The following is a 21,582-nucleotide window of genomic DNA, read 5'->3' as shown; positions in this document are numbered from 1 at the left end:
ACAGAAAGTTAACCAATCAGAAAGCTCAAAAAATAAGACTAAACAAAGCATTTAATAATAAATATAGTGCAAATACCAAATGTCTATTAGACATTATAGTTCTTTTTAAATCTAAAAAAAATGATTATGAATGTTATCAGAATAATTTATATAGTTGTAGTGAACCTATGTTTGTTCAGCATACAAGCTCAAACGCTTCCTGAGTTCAATAATAAACCTTGTCTTTTTGATGAGAAGACAAAAAAGTTAATTGATCTTGAAAAGTCTGGTTATCAGACTATGGCAAAAGCCAAAGGAATATTTAAAGCTGAAGCTGGTTTCTTTATGGATGGAATTACCTCATCTGTTAAAATTGAAAGCCAAAAAGAGATCAAGTTTATTGTAAAAGTGATTCCCGGAACTGATCCAACGTCTTTGTTTGATTTGGTCCAATTTGAAATTAAAAAAGATAAGAGAGTATTCATCACTTCAAAAGCATCTATTAGTAAAAGCAGTAATTCATTTGAAAAGATAAATTATGAAGTTAAGAAGATTAAAGAAGGTTATTATTTTTTAATAGTAAAGGATTTAGCTCCAGGGGAGTATTTTTTTGGAGCTAATGATTTTATGTATGCTTTTAGTATACAGTAAATATAGTTGATATATTTTCTGTTTTTAATGTTATTTGAATTAATGAATGATACTAGTAATTTAATCGTTTCATAAAAAATATTAGATAATGTCAATTTTTTTCAGAAATAGTATATACGTTTTTTTTCTTTTTCCAGTCTGGCTTTTTACTTCTGCCCAAATACAACCTAAGACAGAGGCTGATAGAGCACTTTTAGCAGCTTCATTGCACGGTGATGTTCAGGGAATTAAAAAGGCTATGAAAGATGGGGCAAATGTAAACATTCAAGATGCTGAAGGATTCACCCCTTTAAATCGTTCCGCAAAATTAAGTTATTATCATTTAGTGTATTACTTTGTTGAATTGGGTGCAGATGTTACAATACCGAATTATGAAAATATTACACCATTGCACTATGGAGTTGAGTATAATAATATTAAAATAGTTAAACTCTTGCTGGAAAACGGTGCAGATATTGATGCAAGAGATAAAATAACAGAGTCACCCTTACATTGGGCTGGTTGGACAGGAAATTACGAAGCTGCAAAATTGTTACTAAAGCATGGTGCCAATCCCTATGCTAAAAACAATACCGGTGTTACTCCAATTGATTTAACCATCAGACAAGAACATAAAAAATTAGAAAAGCTTTTTAAAAGAAAAAAATACCAAAAGTTTAAGAATAAAAATTAAAATGTGTACCATAAGGCCATGAATTTATTTAAAAGGTTATTAAAATGGTCTATAATTATTTCCCTCTTATATTTTGTTTTCACAACACTATATTTTGGTTATGATGATATAGATGCCAACAAAGGAATGTACAAATTTTATTGGAGTGGTCTTAGAGGTATATGGGAAAAAAACAGAGATTTTGGGTTTAAAGTCAATAAGGTTGTACCTACTCATTTAGATGGTGTGGATGGACCCTATGTCGTAAACGATTCTGTTTTTTATACAAACGAATATAATGAATTCTATAGACAAAAATATGTTAAAGGAAAACCTATTATAGTTAGAACAGAATCTCCACACTTAAATGAGTTTTCTGTAAGAATAAAAGATAGTATTACCATTGAAAACGACACTTATGAAATGCCCGAAAAATTGATAGCTATATCTGATATTGAGGGAAATTTTGATGCACTTTACAGTTTTTTGTTTTCAAACAAAGTTATTGACAAACATGGCAATTGGATTTTTGGTAACGGTCACGTGGTGTTTAATGGTGATTTTATGGATAGAGGTAAACAAGTAACACAAGTATTGTGGTTAATTTATTCTTTGGAACATCAAGCAGAAACTCACGGGGGTAAAGTTCATTTTATTTTGGGTAACCATGAAGTTATGAATATGTATGGTGACGTTTCCTATAATGATTTCAAATATATTGAAGTTGCCAAGAGGGTAAGTAAGAAAGATGATTGGGATAAAAGTTTACAGTACTTGTATTCTGCTCAATCAGAATTAGGCAAGTGGTTACGTACTAAAAATATTGTTGAGAAAATTGGGGACTTTATTTTTGTTCATGGAGGTTTGAATTTAAACCATGTGAAAAAAAATTATACCATATCTGAATTTAATACTGTGGCAAGACGATATTACGGTATCACACCGGATAATTATGGTGTTGGTTTTAAAGATCACGAATATATAATCAATGCCACTGAGAGCCCATACTGGGACAGGCGTTTAAATTTAGATCTCAAATACATGATAATGTATCGTTTGAGCGGAATGAATGTAGAGCCAATCACAACCGATGAACTTGAAAAAATTTTAAGTTTTTACAAAGCGTCTAGAATGGTTATAGGACATAGTGTAGTTGATGATATTAAGCAAGATTATGAAAATAAAGTCATCAAAATTGATGTTAAGCATGGAAGAGATTTTGCAACAGGCCAAACTAAAGGACTTCTGGTAGATAAAGGAAAGTTATATAAGATTGATGATCTTGGTCAAAAACAAAGACTTTAGGTGTAAACAAATTCAAAAACTTTACAATAGCTGAATTCATCTATAGCAGACATGAAAATCACAAAATTTAAATAAAACATTAGATTTATGAAGAGAGAGTTAGAAGATTGTAAAATTAATATCAGAATTAAGCTTGCTTTATTGTGGACGACCATTATGTTTTGCTATATCTATGGGGATTATTTTGATCTTTATGTTCCCGGTAAAGTAAATGGTTTAATCGTCGGTAAAAATAATTTAAATAGCCCATATAAGTTATTTACTGCCACTATCATACTTACTATTCCGGCTTTGATGATTTTTTTATCAGTGGTATTAAAGCCAATGATAGCAAAGTGGTTAAATGTAGGGGTTGGAATTTTTTTTACAGTATTTACTTTACTGGTTGGCATGTCTTCTATTTCTGAATGGACAATTTTCTATGTTTTTCTATCATTTCTAGAAAGTACACTCACCACGATTGTTGTTATTATGGCATTGAAGTGGAAGAGATCATCAATCAACTAGCACTAAGTTTAAAATAAATACCTATAAATAAAGATCAGTAAATTATCAATCAGTAAATAAACAAATAAGTGAATCAAAAAAGAATATTATTAACAGCAAGAATAACAGGAGTATGGTATTTGTTATTAGCTATTTCAGGGGTTTTAGGGTTTATAATCTTTCAATCCAATACTTTTGTAGCTAAAGACCCCTATCAAACACTTTCTAATATAATAGCTCAAGAGTCGACTGTTAGAATAAGGCTTTTCCTTGAAGTAATCATAATTATTTCACAAGCCCTAGTTGCAATTTGGTTTTACAGGCTTTTCAAAAAAATCAATTCTTGGGCAGCTTTTGCCATAAGTACTTGGGGTTTAATGAATGCAGCAGCCATCATGATAAGTGCCGTTTCAATGGCAACTGCAATTAAGTTAGCTAATTTTCCAGCAGCTACTGAACAAGAAAAGATAGTTTTCATACATCTTTTGAATGTTGTTATTTCAAATGCGTGGTTAATTGGGGGACTGTTTTTTGGTCTTTGGCTAATCCCAATGGGCTACACGATTATTACCTCCAAGTGTATGCCCTTGTGGTTAGGTAGAATACTTATCATTGGTGGAATGGGATATATTCTTGGAACTATTATAAAATGCATTGGTTTTTCTCATCCGATGTTAGCTTATATAACAATTCCTGCGACAATTGGTGAGTTTTGGATGATTTGCTACCTGCTTATTTTTGGAATAAGAGGTCAAAATATTTTGATTAAAGATATGTAAATACTAACTGCACAACAAAATTTATCAATTGATAAGATGTATAACTTTAACAATTAAAAAACAATAAAATTTAATACTATAACTATAAAAATTGAGTCTATGAAAACAGCAAAAAACATTTTATTCTTAATTTTCTTTTAATCTACAAGTTTAATTTCTGCTCAAGAGGCAAAAGAGTCAAGATTTATTCAAGTGGGATTCTTTGGATTTGGATACGGCATTGTTGAAAATGAAAATCAACCTGATTATAATCTCAACAGCATCAATGCTGAAGTACTTTTCAATTATAGTATTAGCAAAAAAATCGGGGTTGCTTCGGGAATTGAAATAAATGAATTATCCGGTCAAGGATTTAACACTTTTGGAAATTTCTATCACGAGAGAACATTACTTAAAATTCCGGTTTTAGTGACTCTGAATACCAATGTCTCTGAAAACATATCATTTTTTTCAAATTTTGGTTTTTAAGGACAAATAATTAGCAAAGACGAGTTTAAGTATTTGAATAGTACTCAGAGAGATGTTTATGAGGGATGGAATTTTGGGGCACAAGTTGGAATTGGATTTTTATTTAAAATGTTTGACCGGGTGAGTGTCGGTGTAAAATACAATGGACAAACAGACTTTAGTTCTTTTAAAACCAATAATAGTGTTGCTTTTTGTGATGAACAAAAAATCAAGTACTTAAATACCATTGGCTTGGTATTCAAAGTTCAATTGTAATTTTTTATTTATAAAAAAAAATGCTTACTAATATATCTTATAAAATTTGCATTTTAAAAAGAAGACTATAATGTTCTATGGAGACTTGTATAAGTTTTTCTAATAAATATTTGTAATAAAAATGATAGCAAAAATATGCTGTAACGGTTAATTAATCACAAAAAAAGAATATCAATCAAAAAATTAAAATATGAAACTAAAAATCACTACCGCAATTGTCTTACTACTCACGGGTTGTTTTACAAGCTATTCACAAACGAAAAAAGATTCGATCCCATTTTCAGAACTTAAGCAAAGAATCAATGATAAACTTAAGCAGGGAGGTATCGTTGGCGTGGGAGCTGCAATCATTGATAACAAGAAAACAACTTGGATGAAAGGTTTTGGTTATTCAGACAAGGAAAATCAGTTGCCCTTTACCCCATCAACAGTTATGAATATCGCCTCTATCAGTAAAACATTTACCGGTTTTTGTATTATGAAGGCTGTGGAAGAAGGTAAGTTATCACTTGATGAAAATATTAATACCTATCTTCCTTTTAAAATTATTAATCCCAATTTTCCGGAAGAAAAAATTACTCTTAGACATCTGGCTACTCATACTTCAAGCCTTACAGATCGTTATCCTTTTTATAGTGATAGTACCATGTATGAAGTAACTAAAACTCCCGAAAAATTAGGCACTTTTCTTAAAAGTTATTTTGTACCAGGTGGTAAGCATTACCTGTTAGAAAATTTTCTTAATCATAAACCTGGGACTTTTAGAGAGTACTCTAACTTTGGAGCCGGTTTGGCGGGTTACATTGTTGAATTACAGACAGGGTTGAGTTTAGAGAATTATGCAAGAAAAATGATATTCAAACCTTTAGGGATGAAAAGCACCACTTGGTCTTACCAAAAGAGTAAGCTCAAAAACTATACAAAGCTATACCACAAAGATAGGAACGGGATTCAATCAATACCATTATACCACGGAGTAACCTATCCTGATGGAGGAATTCGCACTTCTGTAGAAGATTTGAGTAAGTTTTATGTCTGTTTATTAAATGACGGAGTTTACAATAGTAAAACAATTTTAAAAAAGGAATTAGCTCAGGAATTGATGCGTTTTCAGTTTACAGAATCCAACAAACCCACCAATGTAAATTTAAAAAAGCTTAATTCCGGAATTTTTTGGGCTACAAAGAATAACGCAATCAAAATTGGTCATAACGGAACCGATCCGGGAGTTAGGACATTCATGTTATCCGATTTGGAAAAGAAACGTGGGATTATCCTTTTCTTTAATACATCACTGGAAGAGGAAAAGGATGAGTTAAATTACTATGAAATATTCGATTTGTTAGACCTTACTAAGTTTTAGAATCTAACTTTTATAAATTTTTTCAGTATTGTGAATGTATTAGAATTAATCCAAAATTTTAAAATGGTGTTTTTAAAATAAAATTATAAGATAGAAATAGAGAGGATTTAACATAGATATTCAATTAATCAAAAACTTATTATGGTTTTGAATAGGTTTATAAAATTCTTGAGTAAATTAAAAAATAGTGATTACAAGTGAAAAACTATAAAAGCAATATTTATTTACAGATTTTTGTAATATACATACGCTATTTTATTGGGGTTCTTTTGTATTTGCCAGCATCATTAAAATAAAAGGGAAAAGATTTACAGCAGAAAGTGGTGCACTTGAACCCATTAATTCTGCTTGGCACTTTTTTGAAACACTGTATGAATCAGGTTTTTATTGGCAGTTTTTGGGGATCATTCAGTTCATAGCAGGAACATTTTTACTAACACAACGCTATGCAACACTTGGAGCTATTATTTCTCTCCCAATTAGCATAAATATTTTTGTAATAACCTTGTCTTATTATTTTACCTATACACCAGTAGTAACAGGTATATTATTGCTTCTTAATCTTTTTTTAATTTTTTGGGATTGGAATAAACTAAAATTCTTTTCAATTTTAAATATAATGAAGAGACTTATATTGAATTGGATAAAGAAAATATTTGGTTTTATACCGGGTTAGTACTTTGTTTATTTACCTTTATTTACCGATTATTACTTGACAATTATAATGTGCTTTTTTGGATGCTTTGTTCTTTCTTAATAGGACTTCTTGGATTTTTACTTTGGTATTTTAACTTTAAGCGACTACATAAATATTTTTAATTCAATAATTAAACTTACTTTCAATTTGATTTACCTGATAACAGGTATTTCATAGGATATTATCCCTTGTTACTTTTGGGAACAATTAAATATCAAATTATTTATGGATAAAAGAGATGAAAGTACATTAGTTTTGTTTAAAAATCATAATTTTAACCTAAAATTCTTCCTACTATTTTTTTTGATTTTTTTTATGGTGTCATGTGAGGAAGAAAACTACATTAACCAATCCGGAAAATTAGTCCCAAAAACCGTTACTGAAGACACTTCTTTGCCTTCTATTACAATCAATGGTGCCAAACTTCACTCACAAGCATTTGGGCCGGTTGAAGGAATCTTAGTAGTATGCATTCACGGTGGGCCCGGGGATAATTATAAATATTTGATGAACTGTAAAAGTTTAGCAGATAAAGGATTTAGAGTGGTGTTTTATGATCAAATTGGTTCCGGTTTATCTCAACGGTTTCCCAAGCATTGGTACATGGATAAAGGTGATAATGCTATCGAAACAATTTTTTATGAAGAATTAAAAGAAATTATTAATTACTATAAGAGTTCTGACAACCAAAAAGTGGTTTTATTAACTCACTCCTGGGGTTCTATACTTGCAACCGGTTTTATTGGAAAATTTCCAAATGAAATTGATGGATTAATTTTAGCTGAGCCAGGTGGATTAAAATGGAATGATATTAAACAGTATGTTGAAAATTCTCAATCCATTAAATTATGGAGTGAGGCCTTTAATGATGCGACTTATTTAGACCAATTTATTTCAGGTAAAGAGAATGATCATAATATTCTTGACTATAAGTACTCGTTATTACAAACAAGTAATACTATTACAGGAGATGTGCCAGCAACATTGGGCATAAATGGAAGTTTTTATCCTTCTCGACGTCAAGGTGCAGTTATCTCTAATGCGATGTTTGAAATTGGACAAAATCTAAATCCAGATTTTACTATTGGGATTAATCAATTTCAACAAAAAGTATTATTCTTTTATAGTAGTAATAATGGTGCTTATCCAACTTCTTGGGCAGAAAGAATATCTGCTCCGTTTGTAAATAAAGAACTTATAAAGGTAGATGATGTTGGGCATTCCGGTATGTTTGACCAACTTACTATTTGGAATACAATTACTGAACCTAAAATTTTAGATTACCTCGAAAGCCTTTAAAAAAATGAAATCAAAATATTTAAGAGTTATTTATTTGCTAGTCGCTTTACAATCTTATTTTTTACAAGCACAAACTATTAATTGGAATGCAATAGATAAAAATAAAAACCTATTACATGTTTTTGTTGGTGCAGATCATGCTACTGTTTATGGAATAGGATATGGACATAAACTAAATACTAAATTGCCAATAATTTTAGCTACCACAGTAACCGTACCTTTTGGAGAAAAGACGGTTGATGATTTTAAAGTTAAAATTGGGGGTCAAAGCTCTATATATAAATACAAGAATTTTTTTGGTGCAGTATCCTTGCAAAGCATATACAGGAGATATTCCACCGAATATGTTGTAATACAAAACTTTGGAAGTGATGTCAAAGGAACTTTCGGATTTTACAAGCCTAAATGGTTTACAGCTTTAGAAGTTGGTTTCGACAAGGCAATAGTATCGCACTTTAAACATACCCAAAGATATAGAGATGAGGTCTACAATGATGTTACAGATGGTTGGTATCAACCCTCAACAGGAGGAAATTTTTATTATGGTTTTCAAGCGGGTTTTAACTTTAATAAAAATCAGGTGGCTCTGAATTTGGGAAAAATAGTTTCGCAAGATTTTAGTACTAAGCCTAGTGTTCCTTTTTACTTAAGCATTGGCTACATGTTACATTTATAATTATGAATAAGAGTTTAGGAATTTTCTCTTTTATTATTAGTTTATTAATATTCCAATTATCATTCTCACAAGTTGACCCAGAGGTTTATTTATTTTCTGAACATATTGAGAATAAGCTTAAAAATGATACCACAGCCTGGAAGTTTCAAACAGAAGCAGTTAATTATTCATTTGTATTGAATCACAAAAAGGCAATTTCCTCTTGGTATAAATCAATGAATCTAAGAGAATATACTCCATCAAAGAAAGATTCAATACTACTTCTCAAAGGAAAAGTTTTAAATGCTAAAGATTATATTTTATCAAGGGCAAAAAAAGAAGAGTTATTGATCATAAATGAAGCACATCATCTTAGTATGCATCGTTCTTTTACGCTTAGTCTTTTAAAAGAACTTTATGATTATGGCTATAGATACTTAGCTTTAGAAGCTTTGCATGATTCATTAATAAATAACAGAAAATTTACAACTTTAAAAAGTGGCTACTACACTCAAGAACCTGAATTTGGAAATTTAATTAATGAAGCTTTAAAAATTGGGTATACAGTTTTCGGCTATGAAGCTTCTATAGGCATTAATGGCAAGGAACGTGAAATAGAACAAGCAAAAAACATACAAAATTTTTTAAACCGTCATCCTAAAGGAAAACTTTTAATTCATTGTGGTTTTGATCATGTATATGAAAATGAGGTAGTGGGTTGGGAAAAAGCAATGGCAGGCAGATTAAAAGAATATTTAGGTATTGACCCCTTTACAATAGATCAAGTTAAGTTTACTGAGAAAGGGAATAATAAATACGAACACTTTTTTATTCATGCAACGAACCAAAATCAACCTTTTGTGTTAATTGATGAACACAGTAAACCATTCAATGGGTTTTCAGAACCCAAGCAAACTGATATTGTTGTGATCCATCCTACCACTTTGTACTTAGATGGCAGACCTAACTGGTTCATCAAAAATAAAAGCCCATTTTTGATCAATAAAAAGTTATTAGATAAAGATCATTTTCCAATTCAAATATTAGCTTACAGAGAAAAAGAATACCACCTTCAAGGAATACCCGCTGACATCGTTGAAGTCAATGATAGTAAAGATTTAAAGAAACTATATTTAAGAAAAGGGAAATATATAATTATCATCAGAAATAACAAATATCAAAAACTAAAAACATTTAAAATTAAAATATAATGAAAACTAATTTAGGTAATTATTATTTTCCATAGATCATTTCAATATTTTAATGTTTAAGTACTATTTTTTTGAAAAAATGCAGTAAAAATAAATTGCAGAATGTAGGGTGAAATGTATTCAAATGTGTCTAAGTATTGTAATCTAAAAAAATTAAACTTATGAAAACAATTAAATTTTTGTGTATTTCTTTCTTTTTTGTTTTGTTATCTTGTAATTCAAATGATGAAAACGTTTTACAAGATGTGACAAAAAGTCGTGCTACTCGAATTTATTTAAACGCACTAAAAGAGTCTATGCATTCTAGCAACTTGAATTCAAATTCTTCTTCTTCCTTTTGTTATACCCCAGTTTTTCCTATTGAGGTAGTGTATTCTAATGGAAGAAAAGTAAGTATGAATTCAATAGAGGGACTAAAAGATGCCCTTCGATCTGAAAGTAAAGCTCTTCATATTAATAGGATTATATATCCTTTTCAAGTACAATCTGATTTAAATTTAGAAGTTTTTGAAATTAATAATGAATTACAATTTGAAGCCCTTTTATTTAGTTGTGAGAGTATTAATAGTATTGACCATTATTTTTCTTCTTTAACTTGTTTTGAATTTATTTTTCCTTTAACTGTTAAAAAAAATAATGGTGATGTTTTGTTTTTCCCAAATTATGAAAGTATGCAAGCTGAATTAAATTCATTGACTCAAAATGATTATTGGGTGGACTTTATTTATCCCTTTAAAATTAAATATGGAGAAAGTGAGGCTTTGATACAAGATATTTGGGATTTTTATGATTATGTTGATTGTACTCCAGAATTTGGATGTATTTGTACCTTAGAATATAATCCGGTATGCGTTCAAACCTCTAATGGAATTCTACACTTTGATAACTCTTGTTGGGCTGCATGTGCAGGCTATTCATCAGACGATTTTATTGATTGTAATGAATCTGATTGTGAATGTACAGAAGAGTTTATGCCAGTATGTGTTCAGACTCCCAATGGAATTCTCCAGTTTACTAATTCATGTTGGGCTGCATGTGCAGGTTATACATCAGAAGATTTTGTGAGTTGTGACTAGTTTTTAGTTGGTTTAGAAATCATTCGTGTATTATTATATGCACGAATGATATTTTAATTTAATTTTCTTTTTAAGCTTTTCTTATAGTTTTAAGCATTCAATTAAAAGCTAACTTGATTTTCTAGGGTTACCAAATATTTGGATTTTTTAGATTCAATTTTAGTTCATTCTGTAATTGTGCTACAATTGGTTTTTTAAGTAAAATTGATTAATTATTAAAGATAAAAGTTTTCAAAGCATTACGATTTTATAATTTTCCCATGGAAATCAATCCTATCAAAAATGTTTGTGATGATAAAATATTTAAGCTATTATTTTCAAAGCATTACAAGCTGTTACGAAATTATTTAAAATACAGATTTAATGATGTTGATATTGCTGATGAATTTGCTCAAAATGCTTTTTTAATTTTATGGGAAAATTGTGGAAAGATTAAGCCTATACAGGCAAAAAAATTTCTATTTACTACCTCCTACAGATTGGTTTTAAATCACTATCGAAGAAATAAAATCGATAAGCGTCATAAAGAACAATTAATATACAATGAAATAGATTTTAAAACCCCTGATATACTTTTTGATGAGAATGAATTAAACTTAAAAATATATGCTGCAATCAAGGCTTTACCGGAAAAACAGCGAATCGTTTTCATGATGAATCGTTTTGAAAATCAAACCTATAAAGATATATCTGAGGTATTGCAGATTTCCGAAAAGTCTGTTGAGAAAAGGATGCAACGGGCATTAATTAATTTACGAACCGTTTTAAAATAGATAAGATATGAAAAAATTAATGAATCAAGATACTTTTTTAGCCAAATGGATTTCAGGAGAGCTAAATGATTCTGAATTGAAACACTTTGTGTCTGAAAATGATTTTCATTCTTATATGCTTTTAAAGGAAAGAATTTCAGGTATGCAATCTATATCTCCTGATATAGAGAATGCTTTCGAGCAACTTAAACAAAAGCAGTTGTCACCCAATTTTAGGGTTTTCAAAATGGACAGAAAATTAAAACCATATTATTCTGTTGCTGCAATCTTACTTTTATTTGTAAGTATAATGGGGTATCATTATGGTTTATTTGGTGCTCAGCATATTTTAACATCAACTCAGTCTGAAAAGTTAGCTATTGGAGAAAACGTTTTCCTACATATTTATCAAAATAGTTCCATTAAACAAAGTGCTCCTTTTTATAATCTCAATGAAGTTGAACTTGAATATGGTTCGGTTTATTTTGAGGTTAAAAAAGGGCAAGATTATAAAATTAAAACTCTACATGGTTTGGTAGAAGTTTTAGGAACAAAGTTCAAGGTTACATCAAATGATAATTTTCTTAGTGTTACATGTTTTGAGGGTAGTGTGAGGGTGACTCACCATAATAAGGAGTATATTGTTGACGCGGGAAAATCGTTTAATTCCATTGATAGAAGAGTAGATGCAGTTTTAGAAAATAAATCATCCAACAGTGAATCAGGAATACTATATCACGAATTTAAAAGTACTCGTTTGGTTGATGTAAAAATTTTTTTAGAAAAAACATATAAAGTAAAAATCACTTTTCCAATGGATATTTTGAATCGAAAATTTACCGGAAATTTACCCATAAATGATTTAGAATTAAGTTTGCATTTAATTGCAAGTTCATTTCAATTGCACTATGAGATCAACCAAGGGTATGTTTTTTTCAAAGCATAAGTTACTATTTTTTCTCTTTTTTCATGTGATTGTTGTTACCGGTCAAGAATCTAAAAAGATTAAACTTCCTAAAGAAGGTAAAACGGTAGATTTATTGCGTTATGCTGAATCAGGTTTTGGGGTTTATTATTCCTATGCAGATAGTTTATTGTATGATAAGTATTTAGTTTTGAAGGATGTTAAATTATCACTTGCTGATTTTCATCAATTATTGTTGAATGAAAATGATTTACAGGTTGTTCCTGTTCGAGATAATCTTTATGCGCTCATAAATAAAATTGAAAAAAATAAGTCTATTGCTTTATCAGAGGTGGTGGTTAATGGTTATTTAATAAATAGCATTAAAAAAGATTTAAAGAAGACAAGCTTTCGTTCTTTTAACCAAGAAGTATTACCGGGAATTAGTGATTTTGATGTCTTGAGAGCGTTTCACTATTTACCCGGAGTTAAAAGTCCAAATCAGACATCAAGTGGATTGTATGTGAAAGGGGGTGGACCGGATCAAAACCTACTTTTGTGGAACAAAATAAGGATTTACCATCCCGGTCATTTATTTGGGATGATATCCCCTGTGAATTCTCAAATTGTTGATGAGGCTCTATTTTATTCTTCTGTATTACCAACGGAATTTGGGTCAAGGACTTCATCTGTTTTTGATTTAAGGACAAGTCGCGGAGGTGCTGCGAATGAATCATTCGATTTTGGGGTAGATATGCTTCATGCTGATTTATCACAACGCGTTTTTCTATTCAATAAGAAAGTTGGTCTTAGGTATACTTTTAGAAAGTCATTAGCTCCCCTTTTTTCAACTCCGACTTATCAAAGTTATACTGAAAAAGTATTTCAAAACTCCGGATTTTCGCTTAATGATGAGCAAAATAATTTTGATTTTTGGGATGGTTCTATTGTTTTCGATTATTCCATTAGTGATAAAACAAATATGTCAATATCATCTACTTACATCGGAAATAATCTTGATTTTTCGTCTAATTCGCCATCAAATGATGACCAGAGCCAAACAATGGATATTGAAAATTTAGGAGCAAGCTTACAAATCCATTCTGATTTATCTGAAAGATCATTACTCAGTTCTACTTTACAGTTTTCACGATATGATTTTTTTTATCAACGGCGGTTAGAAAAAGAAACAAGGACCGATCATTTTTTAAAGCAAAATGATGTTTTGGATTTATCTGCAGATATATCTTTTCGATACAAGCTCTCTGATGCAATGAGTTATTTGTTTGGTTATCAATTTACCCAATATTCCATTAGTCACCAGATTCGCAATGATAATGAAAATTTCGGATTTACACTTTCTGAAAGAAGCGGTGAACTTTTTTCTAATTGTCTATATCTTAGTTCAGACATTAAAAGGGATCGGTTCGATTTTCAATTAGGTTCTCGACTTACCTCTAATTATACGACTCCCTTTTTATTTGAACCAAGGTTAAATTTGACTTATCGGTTTAGTAAAGAATTTCAGGCCCTAGTATCATTTGAACGCAGGAGTCAACTATTACAACAAATTAATGAAAATGCAGCCGGTGACATTAGTTTAGAAAATTATATTTGGGTGCTCTCAGATCAACATTCCATACCGGTGTTATTCTCCAATCATTTTCATGTTGGATTATTATATAAGAAAAATAGTTTTGTAATTGATTTAGATGTTTACCATAAAAAGATAGCCGGCATTACCAATTTTTCTAATGGTGTTGTTTTTAATTCTGCAGATTTATCAATTGGTTTGGCAGCACTTACCGGTGGATATTCTATAAGCAATGGATTAGATTTGTCTTTGCAAAAAGAAATTTCAAGATTTAAATTTTGGTCGAGTTACTCTTTTCTAAATTCAAAGAATAAATTCGAAGGGATTAATAATGGAAACTATTTTAATTCAAACGGAAACATATCACATACTATCAATTTTACTACCCGTTATCAATTATCCTCATTTTTTATTACACTAGGTTGGTTTTGGAATTCAGGGAGACCTTATAGTGTTTTGGATGAAAATAATGGTTTATTAACCCTAAATAATAAGACATTAAGTGATTTTCATTCTTTGGATTTTTCATTTCTGTATACATTTCTTTATAACGCTAATTATAAATTAAAAGCCGGAATTTCAATCAATAATCTATATGACCACAGGGTAATCATAAATAAAGAGATTTCCAGATTGTATGAAACTGCTAATGATATCGGTAATCCAAGGTATGCGATTTCAGATTATTATTCTTTGGGATTTACTCCAAATTTATTTATCAAGTTTTCTTTTTGATATTATTTATTTGTGTATTTATGATATGTTGATTTCAAAAAATTTGAGATTATATAATTACTATGTTTTGTTATTCAATAACTTCTCCAATTATTGAATTAGAGTTATAAATCTTAACAATATTTTTTACTATTGAAAGGATTACTACGTTTATTCGCTACGCTCGGGTTTAGCGTTAGCTGGGTTATTATAATGTTACTCAATTAGCTTAAAGAAGGTTCCTAAAAATTATTATATGGAGTTCCACCTCCGTGTTCTTACTAGTGATTATAGGATTTTCTTAAATACTGTTCAAACTCATTTTCTGAGTTAAATTCAAATAGATTGGGTAGATAGATTTTCATTAAACCAATTCCATTTGTAATCATAGTATCTGTTATCATAATTACATTTTCTAAGCAATCTTAGGGGTAATAGCAAGTAACGGTTCTCAGCTATAAGCAGGCAGGGCTTTTAAGCACTTAACTTCTAATTTACCTCTTTCCTGTCTTACGAAGCACGAAACCCCTGCTTGCGTATAGTTGATGTTACAGACTGACGTTCTTGTCTTTATGTACTTTTCAATTTGCATATTGTCCATTTGTTATGGTTTCAAAAATACGTTTATTTCTTTTCTCCATTAATTCTAGAGTATGGTCTTTATACTGTCTATACTCGTCAATTGTCTGTGGTAATGGCGGTCTGTTGAAATTGTCAAACGGTAAAGAAAAATCAATTTGCTCTTGTTGGTCAATAAAGTCTTGTAAATGAAAAAAGTCAACATAGCCTTTGAAGTTAACAAACAAGTCAAAAAAGTCCTTGTAATTTGTAATTGTCTTTGAAAGAGGACTTTCTTCGTCTCTGTAAAAAAGTCTTATACACTCCAATGTCAAATCAAACCTGTCACAAATTATTCTACTTACTCCTCTGGCTTGATTAATTGTAAATCCATTCTTTTTATGTGCTGGAAAAACTATGTGTCCGCCAATTGTCCGTACTTTATGTTTTAGTTCTTCTCGTTCATCGTCTGAGAGCCAACCCTCAAATTTGTTGCTATACTTTCCGTCAAAATGAGGACACATTCTGTCGCTTGACAAATTCATTGTAAAGTTGTTTTTCAAAAGAAATCTTCCGTAACGGTCCCCTTTAATTTCTAAAGTAAATTCCTTACCGTTTGGTAATTCTTTACTCCATAACAATTTGTGAGTTTCATATAATTTTGGACTGTCTGTATCAGGGTCGCCACATTTGCTGTCTTTTCGAAAGTCAAAATCTATATCAATTTGTTCTATCATTTATGCTATAAATTTTTTTTTTCAGCCGGGTCGTATTGTTTAAAGCTTGCCTGAAATTCATTTATAAGTCTGATAAAATTAGACGTAGCAAGCCTGTTTGATTGTATGAATTTGATAAAGATCGTTTTTTGATTCATTCGTTAGCTATGTCCGATGACTTTATATAATTTTAAAATTGTTTAAAAAGTTCCATGACTAGTTCCATTTGCAAAGCCGCAAACTGTGTACTGTATGCTAAGATAAAAAATTTTCGTGAAGAAAGAAGTTCAAATCAAGAAAAACCAGCCCTAGCGGCTAATAGCTGTTATGGGAAGCTGCTATATACTCAAATTTACTTTATGACAATTTCGGCAATTTTATACACATGAGAGCCGATGCTTGATGGAAAGTCTTCAGAGAGATTATCTAGAGCTTTAGCTTGTCTTATGGCATCATATATTGTTGGTAAAAATCTTGATGGAATGGGATTGCTTTTATTATACCCATCACTCAAAAGATCAGATAAGAATTTATCAATATAAGTTCTGTTTTTCGAGACTTTTTTGTTGTTTAGAATTGCCTTTATTTCAACTTCTGATAATTCTGAAATCTCTTTTATGTGTAATAATAGCCAAAGTTCAAAGCATGGATTACTAACCGCAACAAACATATTTCCTTGTGCTTTACACAATTCGACAATTGATTCTATGTTCTTCCATTTGTCTTTGTCAATAATCATCCAAAGTTCATCTTGACTATTAAAATTATATTCTTCTTTGGCTTCTTTTTTTAATTTATTGAAAACATGAATTGGAGCACTATTTGTGTCATTTTTTGGTCTGCTCAATAGATGTAGATATATTACATCATCATTAAATTTCACATGGGATTTAAGTTCATCAAAATATATACGTTCTGTATCATTTCCTTCAAAAGCTAAAACAATAACTTTTTCTTTAATTTTTGAATTGCTTTCAAGAAATATATCTTCTCTTTCTCTAGGCATAAATTATTTGTTTTGATTTGGCAAAACTGTGAGTTTATCTCGATTTCCTAATCGTGGAATTGCTTTGTATCTTCCTAATAAATAATCTTTTCTGATTTGTTTATCAAAACGAATGTTGTATTGTTCAAGAGAATGAAGCTTACTTGATCCTTCAATATCTTTTACAATAAACCAAACTTCATCTTTTCTCAATAATTTTTGTGTTAGTAGGGAAGATTCATGACTTGCCAAAATGAGCTGACTATTCACATTTTTACTTTTTGATAAAAACAAATCAATAAGGTCATATATTAAGTTTGGATGTAAACTTCTCTCCATTTCATCAATTATAAATACATTGTCACCTAGTAATAAATCCATTAACAAAGGAATAAAATCAATAATTCTATTTGTACCATCCGATTCATCACTTGTGTCGAATAATTCATCTTCATTTTGACCTTTTACTTTGTGCTTTGTCATGAATTTTTCTGCATATATTTCGTTGTCCTTTTTTGATAGAAAGTAAGTTGTATTGACATTAGAGAGAATTGAAGCTCTTATGTTTTCTGACTTCACATTTAATAAATCCTCTTTTATTTGATTTAAAATTTTGGATGGAACATCAATATTATCAAAGTCAATCTTTTTCAAGCAAACACCATTAATTCCTGTGTCGAAATATTCTAATAATTCTTGAAAAGCATTTAGTAGTCTTTCATCACTTTTTAACTCAAACTTTAATCCCTCATTGTATTTATCATTCGGAGAAATTACTTTTAATGAATTCTGAAACCAATCAATTACATTTAGAATATCAGTAATGTTTGTAACATTTTCTTTAACTTTTCTTGTTCTAATTTCAGTCAAAAATAATTGATTGTTTGGAGTTCCTTTTGCTATAAATTTCAAGAATTGTTTTTCATCTTCTTTTTTGTTCTTAGAGTAAAGTAAATCTAAGTCAAAAATTTCATTTTGATTTTTGTTTCTTTCAAAAATCTTTATGTCTTGAGTTTTTGTTATTTCGTACAACCATTCTTCGACAATTTCAGCTTTATTGAAAACAAATCCATAAGCATAGTTTTTATTCTTGTGTTGAATTTCATATTCAATTCTTGAGTCTTTATTAATATACTCAGAATCTAGTCTAAAGTTTTGAAATTCTATATTTTGTTCTGGTTTAATTCCCTTTAATATAAGTTTTTTTCCAAAGTCTATAGCTTTTATAAGATTGGATTTTCCAGAAGCATTTGCTCCAAAAATCACAGCTGACTTTAATACACTTATACCTTTAATTGGTTTTGTTCTATGGTCTGATTTTAGAGTTCCTTTTCCGGGAATCATAGAAAAAGTTTGTCTGTCTTTGATTGACAAAAAATTCTCAACTGAAAACCTAATTAGCATAATATTTACGTTTTATTAGGCGAAAGTAGTGAAAAAATCACATATACAAGCTTTAATTGCGTTATTTTTTGCACTGTTTCCGCAACATTGGCACCAAACTCTTAATATGTCCTGTAAAATCAGACATAGTTAGCCCATTTGGGTGCATAAGTCTGATAAATATCTTTTATGTTTCTTTGGTTAGCCGTGTACAATGACTCTTTGTAATTTTAAAATTGTTTCAAAAGTTCCTTGGCTAGTTCCATTTTCAAGGCCCGTAAACTGCGTACTGTATGCTAAAATAATATTTTACGTGAAAAAATAAGTACAACTCAAGAAAAATAGACAATAGTGTGGAGCTGAATGTAAGTTATTTAGCTTCGAAGTCAGGAGACTTCGAAGAGCGGGCTACTGATTTCTATCGGAGACCTTAACGTCTGGCATACAAAAACTTTTTGGAGCGGTGGGAAGCGGTGGCGACAGGAGTACTAAAATTTTAAACCGGGTAGGGAAGAGTTGTTTTAGTTTTTAGATTTAAAATTTTGATTTCCATTCGAAAGTATTCGAATGGAAGCGGGGGTAAGGGCGTCGTTTAAAAATCATATAAATTCTCTCTTAATTAGTCTATAATCAATATTTTGAGGTTTTAATTTAAGTAATCTAAGTGAATATGCGTTGAGTACTCTCATTTCATTTACACGATCAATAGATTGAACGGTTATTGTCTTTACATAGAATTCACCAAAGCTTGTTCCCGTCAAGTTACTACCAAGAATTAATTTCCCGTCAATTATTTCAACATTTTCCTCCAAATCGTCTGTGTGTTTTGTCAAACCGTTGATTGCAAATACTATTTTACCAGATGGATATATAGAAATTTCGATTTCAGCAAACTTGTCATGATGTTGATCATCAATTATTGTTTTTATAGTTTTAGAATTATTTGGTGAAATAATTTTTAAAATCAAAAAAGTGTTAACTTGAAACAATTGCACCCTAAATTTTTTATTGTCTTGATGCCCATATTCAAAAATCACATTATTTTCATTAATTGAAATTTGCAAAAATTTTAATTCCAGACAAAATCTAATTCCCATATTTTTCTTAGCCCTAATTGGAAACTGAATGTACGATTTTGAGAAATAAATACCTTCCAAGATCTTTCCATCCTTAGCTATCAAAGGTTTAAAATTTTGATTTGAGGAATGTCCGTCATTATTTCCAACTAAAAGCGAATAGAATTCATCAAATATTTCTATTAGAATTTTTGTTATTTGAATGATTATTTCGATTACTGATTCAGGATATGGTTCTAATAATGAATTATAAAGCAGGCCATACTTTTCTTTCTTATGTTTTTCGGGAAGCATATGAAGACCACCGTTATATGCTACACCCAAAATGAATTCTTGAACATTGTATGTGTGATTATCAATTTCCGCAATAATTGTTCTAAAAAAACTATCTAAATCAATTTCTTTGAACTGTTTTCCTGACTTATCAAATTTTGAACAGTATTTGAAATTATTTCTAATTTCTTTGTCTAGGTTTCCAAATTCATGGTCAAGTGCAGCTAATCTAATAAAGTCGAATCTGTTAATTTCTTTAACCCATGTATTAGGTTCGTCCAAGAACATTATTCTGACAAATAGAGGCAAGGAAATGCTTAGTCTTTCAACATCATTTTCAAAATCCTTTTTTAGATATAAAAAATGTTTGACTCCTCTATCATTCCTGCTCAGACTGTTCTTTTTCATTTCTCATTTTCGACATATGAATGTCATTTCTTTGCAATTCGGTAATTCGGGTGTGATCATGCACCCTAAAGTTTTGCAACTACCCGAAGGTGGCGATTTAGAAGCGATTCACTTTCAGTTAAGTACGAACTTTGATAGAAGCACAAAGCTTGGTTTAACCACTAAGCCGCCACTTTTGGGTAGGTGCTGTTATGGCAAGTTTTTATTTTTCCATTGTCAAGTATGTCAATAAAGTTGTTACGTTCAAGCCTAACCAAAATTGCCAATTTGAAATATTTACAAATGTCAAAATGGTCAGAATAGAAAATAGAACTAATGTCAGCTTTTGTCTAAAAGATAATGATTTGAATGTTTTAATTACTGTGTGCTTTTTTTCAACAGCTAAACCACAAAGCACTCTTTCATTTGGAAAAATTTTTGTTCCCATTTCAGAGATTTTTCCATCATCAACAATTGCCCAACCAATTGAATTTTGACCTAAGTCAAGTCCAAGTATTTTACTCATAATTATTCAGTTAATGTTTCAAGTTGTTCTTTTGTAAGTATCAAAAAGTTAGTCGTGTCATAAGTGTTCTTTTCAACTCGTTTTAAGAAAGCTAAGTAATTTAAAATTCTTAAAAATGTGCGTTTTACAGATTCATTATAAGCGATGCCTATTCCAATTCTTCCCAAGGATGCGGCATTGACCATACTTCCCATTATATGCTTTTTTGTGCTTGTGTTTTCGATTTCAATTGCTAAAAAGCATCGAGCATTTTGGTTTTTATGTTTCAAAATGTCAAATTCAGGAATTGTAATTTCATTTAACCATTCTTCTCCAACATTTTCAACGTGATAGTCATACGCTTTTCTTAAAAATCTGTCAATTGTTTCGTTTTGCAAGATTCGGTTGTACTCTTCGGTCTGGTTTCGGTTAGGGGTTATACTAAATGGTCCAACAGCTAAATCAACTCGTGGAGAGTATTGATAGCTCATACCTCTAAATGCCGACCACTCACTTAAAGTCTCTAAATTGTTCAACTTTATCGCAATTCTAGGTAAAATAAATTCTTGATATTGTTTTGCTGTCATTGTCTTGTTTTAAAATATGCCATAACTTGTTTATATGTCCTATAAAACAGACATAGTTAGCCCATTTGGGTGTATAAGTCTGATAAATATCTTTCTTTTTCTTTGGTTAGCCATGTACAATGACTCTTTGTGGATTTAAAATTGTTTCAAAAGTTCTTAGGCTAGTTCCATTTGCAAAGCCCGAAAACTATGTACTGTATGCTAAGATAAAATATTTTCGTGAAGAAAGAAGTTCAATTCAAGAAAAACCAGCAATAACACGAAACCGCTGT

At 30.3% G+C, this 21,582-nt stretch carries 22 protein-coding genes; 15 read left to right on the top strand and 7 right to left on the bottom strand.

The window, feature by feature from the left end; translation table 11 throughout:
- Positions 1-126 precede the first annotated feature (126 nt).
- The 15 genes from V7M80_RS12220 (at position 127) to V7M80_RS12150 (ending at position 14,861) form a co-directional block, all read left to right on the top strand.
- Positions 127-630: a hypothetical protein gene (locus V7M80_RS12220; protein ID WP_333696528.1), complete on the top strand. Its 504-nt coding sequence runs from the start codon at positions 127-129 to the stop codon at positions 628-630.
- 88 nt (positions 631-718) lie between these two features.
- Positions 719-1,303 (top strand): ankyrin repeat domain-containing protein, encoded by a 585-nt coding sequence (locus V7M80_RS12215; RefSeq protein ID WP_333696526.1) that lies wholly within the window; start codon positions 719-721, stop codon positions 1,301-1,303.
- An 18-nt stretch (positions 1,304-1,321) separates the two neighbouring features.
- Positions 1,322-2,587, top strand: coding sequence for a metallophosphoesterase (locus V7M80_RS12210; protein ID WP_333696524.1), 1,266 nt, complete (start codon positions 1,322-1,324; stop codon positions 2,585-2,587).
- A gap of 87 nt (positions 2,588-2,674) precedes the next feature.
- Positions 2,675-3,094 carry a DUF6326 family protein gene (locus tag V7M80_RS12205; protein WP_333696522.1) on the top strand — a complete coding sequence of 140 codons (420 nt, stop codon included), beginning with the start codon at positions 2,675-2,677 and terminating at the stop codon, positions 3,092-3,094.
- A gap of 68 nt (positions 3,095-3,162) precedes the next feature.
- Positions 3,163-3,852 carry a DUF4386 domain-containing protein gene (locus V7M80_RS12200; protein ID WP_333696520.1) on the top strand — a complete coding sequence of 230 codons (690 nt, stop codon included), beginning with the start codon at positions 3,163-3,165 and terminating at the stop codon, positions 3,850-3,852.
- 192 nt (positions 3,853-4,044) lie between these two features.
- A complete protein-coding gene (locus V7M80_RS12195; RefSeq protein WP_333696518.1) occupies positions 4,045-4,320 on the top strand; it encodes a hypothetical protein in 276 nt (91 codons plus the stop codon).
- Between the two features lie 33 nt (positions 4,321-4,353).
- Complete coding sequence (locus V7M80_RS12190) at positions 4,354-4,575, top strand: hypothetical protein (protein WP_333696516.1); 222 nt, start codon at positions 4,354-4,356, stop codon at positions 4,573-4,575.
- Positions 4,576-4,765: 190 nt separating this feature from the next.
- Complete coding sequence (locus V7M80_RS12185; protein ID WP_333696514.1) at positions 4,766-5,938, top strand: serine hydrolase domain-containing protein; 1,173 nt, start codon at positions 4,766-4,768, stop codon at positions 5,936-5,938.
- 922 nt (positions 5,939-6,860) lie between these two features.
- Entirely contained in the window at positions 6,861-7,934 is a 1,074-nt protein-coding gene (locus V7M80_RS12180) for an alpha/beta hydrolase (RefSeq protein ID WP_333696513.1), read from the top strand.
- Between the two features lie 4 nt (positions 7,935-7,938).
- Positions 7,939-8,610, top strand: coding sequence for a hypothetical protein (locus tag V7M80_RS12175; protein ID WP_333696511.1), 672 nt, complete (start codon positions 7,939-7,941; stop codon positions 8,608-8,610).
- 2 nt (positions 8,611-8,612) lie between these two features.
- Positions 8,613-9,800: a hypothetical protein gene (locus V7M80_RS12170; protein ID WP_333696509.1), complete on the top strand. Its 1,188-nt coding sequence runs from the start codon at positions 8,613-8,615 to the stop codon at positions 9,798-9,800.
- Positions 9,801-9,961: 161 nt separating this feature from the next.
- The gene (locus tag V7M80_RS12165) at positions 9,962-10,876 is read left to right on the top strand and encodes a hypothetical protein (RefSeq protein ID WP_333696508.1); all 915 of its coding nucleotides are present in this window, start codon (positions 9,962-9,964) and stop codon (positions 10,874-10,876) included.
- A 260-nt stretch (positions 10,877-11,136) separates the two neighbouring features.
- Positions 11,137-11,649, top strand: a complete 513-nt coding sequence (locus tag V7M80_RS12160; protein ID WP_333696507.1) for an RNA polymerase sigma factor — start codon at positions 11,137-11,139, stop codon at positions 11,647-11,649.
- Positions 11,650-11,656: 7 nt separating this feature from the next.
- A complete protein-coding gene (locus V7M80_RS12155) occupies positions 11,657-12,574 on the top strand; it encodes a FecR family protein (protein ID WP_333696505.1) in 918 nt (305 codons plus the stop codon).
- Complete coding sequence (locus tag V7M80_RS12150; RefSeq protein ID WP_333696504.1) at positions 12,537-14,861, top strand: TonB-dependent receptor plug domain-containing protein; 2,325 nt, start codon at positions 12,537-12,539, stop codon at positions 14,859-14,861. Before V7M80_RS12155 ends, V7M80_RS12150 begins: the two co-directional genes overlap by 38 nt.
- 260 nt (positions 14,862-15,121) lie before the next feature.
- Here the strand turns inward: V7M80_RS12150 and V7M80_RS12145 are convergent, their stop codons facing one another.
- From V7M80_RS12145 to V7M80_RS12115, 7 genes are all read right to left on the bottom strand, one after another.
- Entirely contained in the window at positions 15,122-15,244 is a 123-nt protein-coding gene (locus V7M80_RS12145; RefSeq protein WP_333696502.1) for a hypothetical protein, read from the bottom strand.
- 177 nt (positions 15,245-15,421) lie between these two features.
- Complete coding sequence (locus V7M80_RS12140) at positions 15,422-16,135, bottom strand: DUF6994 family protein (protein ID WP_333696500.1); 714 nt, start codon at positions 16,133-16,135, stop codon at positions 15,422-15,424.
- A gap of 331 nt (positions 16,136-16,466) precedes the next feature.
- Complete coding sequence (locus V7M80_RS12135) at positions 16,467-17,120, bottom strand: RloB family protein (RefSeq protein ID WP_333696499.1); 654 nt, start codon at positions 17,118-17,120, stop codon at positions 16,467-16,469.
- A gap of 3 nt (positions 17,121-17,123) precedes the next feature.
- The gene (locus V7M80_RS12130; RefSeq protein WP_333696498.1) at positions 17,124-18,443 is read right to left on the bottom strand and encodes an AAA family ATPase; all 1,320 of its coding nucleotides are present in this window, start codon (positions 18,441-18,443) and stop codon (positions 17,124-17,126) included.
- A gap of 638 nt (positions 18,444-19,081) precedes the next feature.
- Positions 19,082-20,239, bottom strand: coding sequence for a hypothetical protein (locus tag V7M80_RS12125; RefSeq protein WP_333696496.1), 1,158 nt, complete (start codon positions 20,237-20,239; stop codon positions 19,082-19,084).
- A 202-nt stretch (positions 20,240-20,441) separates the two neighbouring features.
- Positions 20,442-20,744 (bottom strand): hypothetical protein, encoded by a 303-nt coding sequence (locus V7M80_RS12120; RefSeq protein ID WP_333696494.1) that lies wholly within the window; start codon positions 20,742-20,744, stop codon positions 20,442-20,444.
- A gap of 2 nt (positions 20,745-20,746) precedes the next feature.
- Entirely contained in the window at positions 20,747-21,310 is a 564-nt protein-coding gene (locus tag V7M80_RS12115; protein WP_333696492.1) for a hypothetical protein, read from the bottom strand.
- Positions 21,311-21,582 lie beyond the last annotated feature (272 nt).

It is taken from the genome of Flavobacterium sp. (assembly GCF_036759525.1).
Taxonomy (GTDB): Bacteria; Bacteroidota; Bacteroidia; order Flavobacteriales; family Flavobacteriaceae; genus Flavobacterium.
This window is presented reverse-complemented; position numbering and strand designations above follow the sequence as displayed.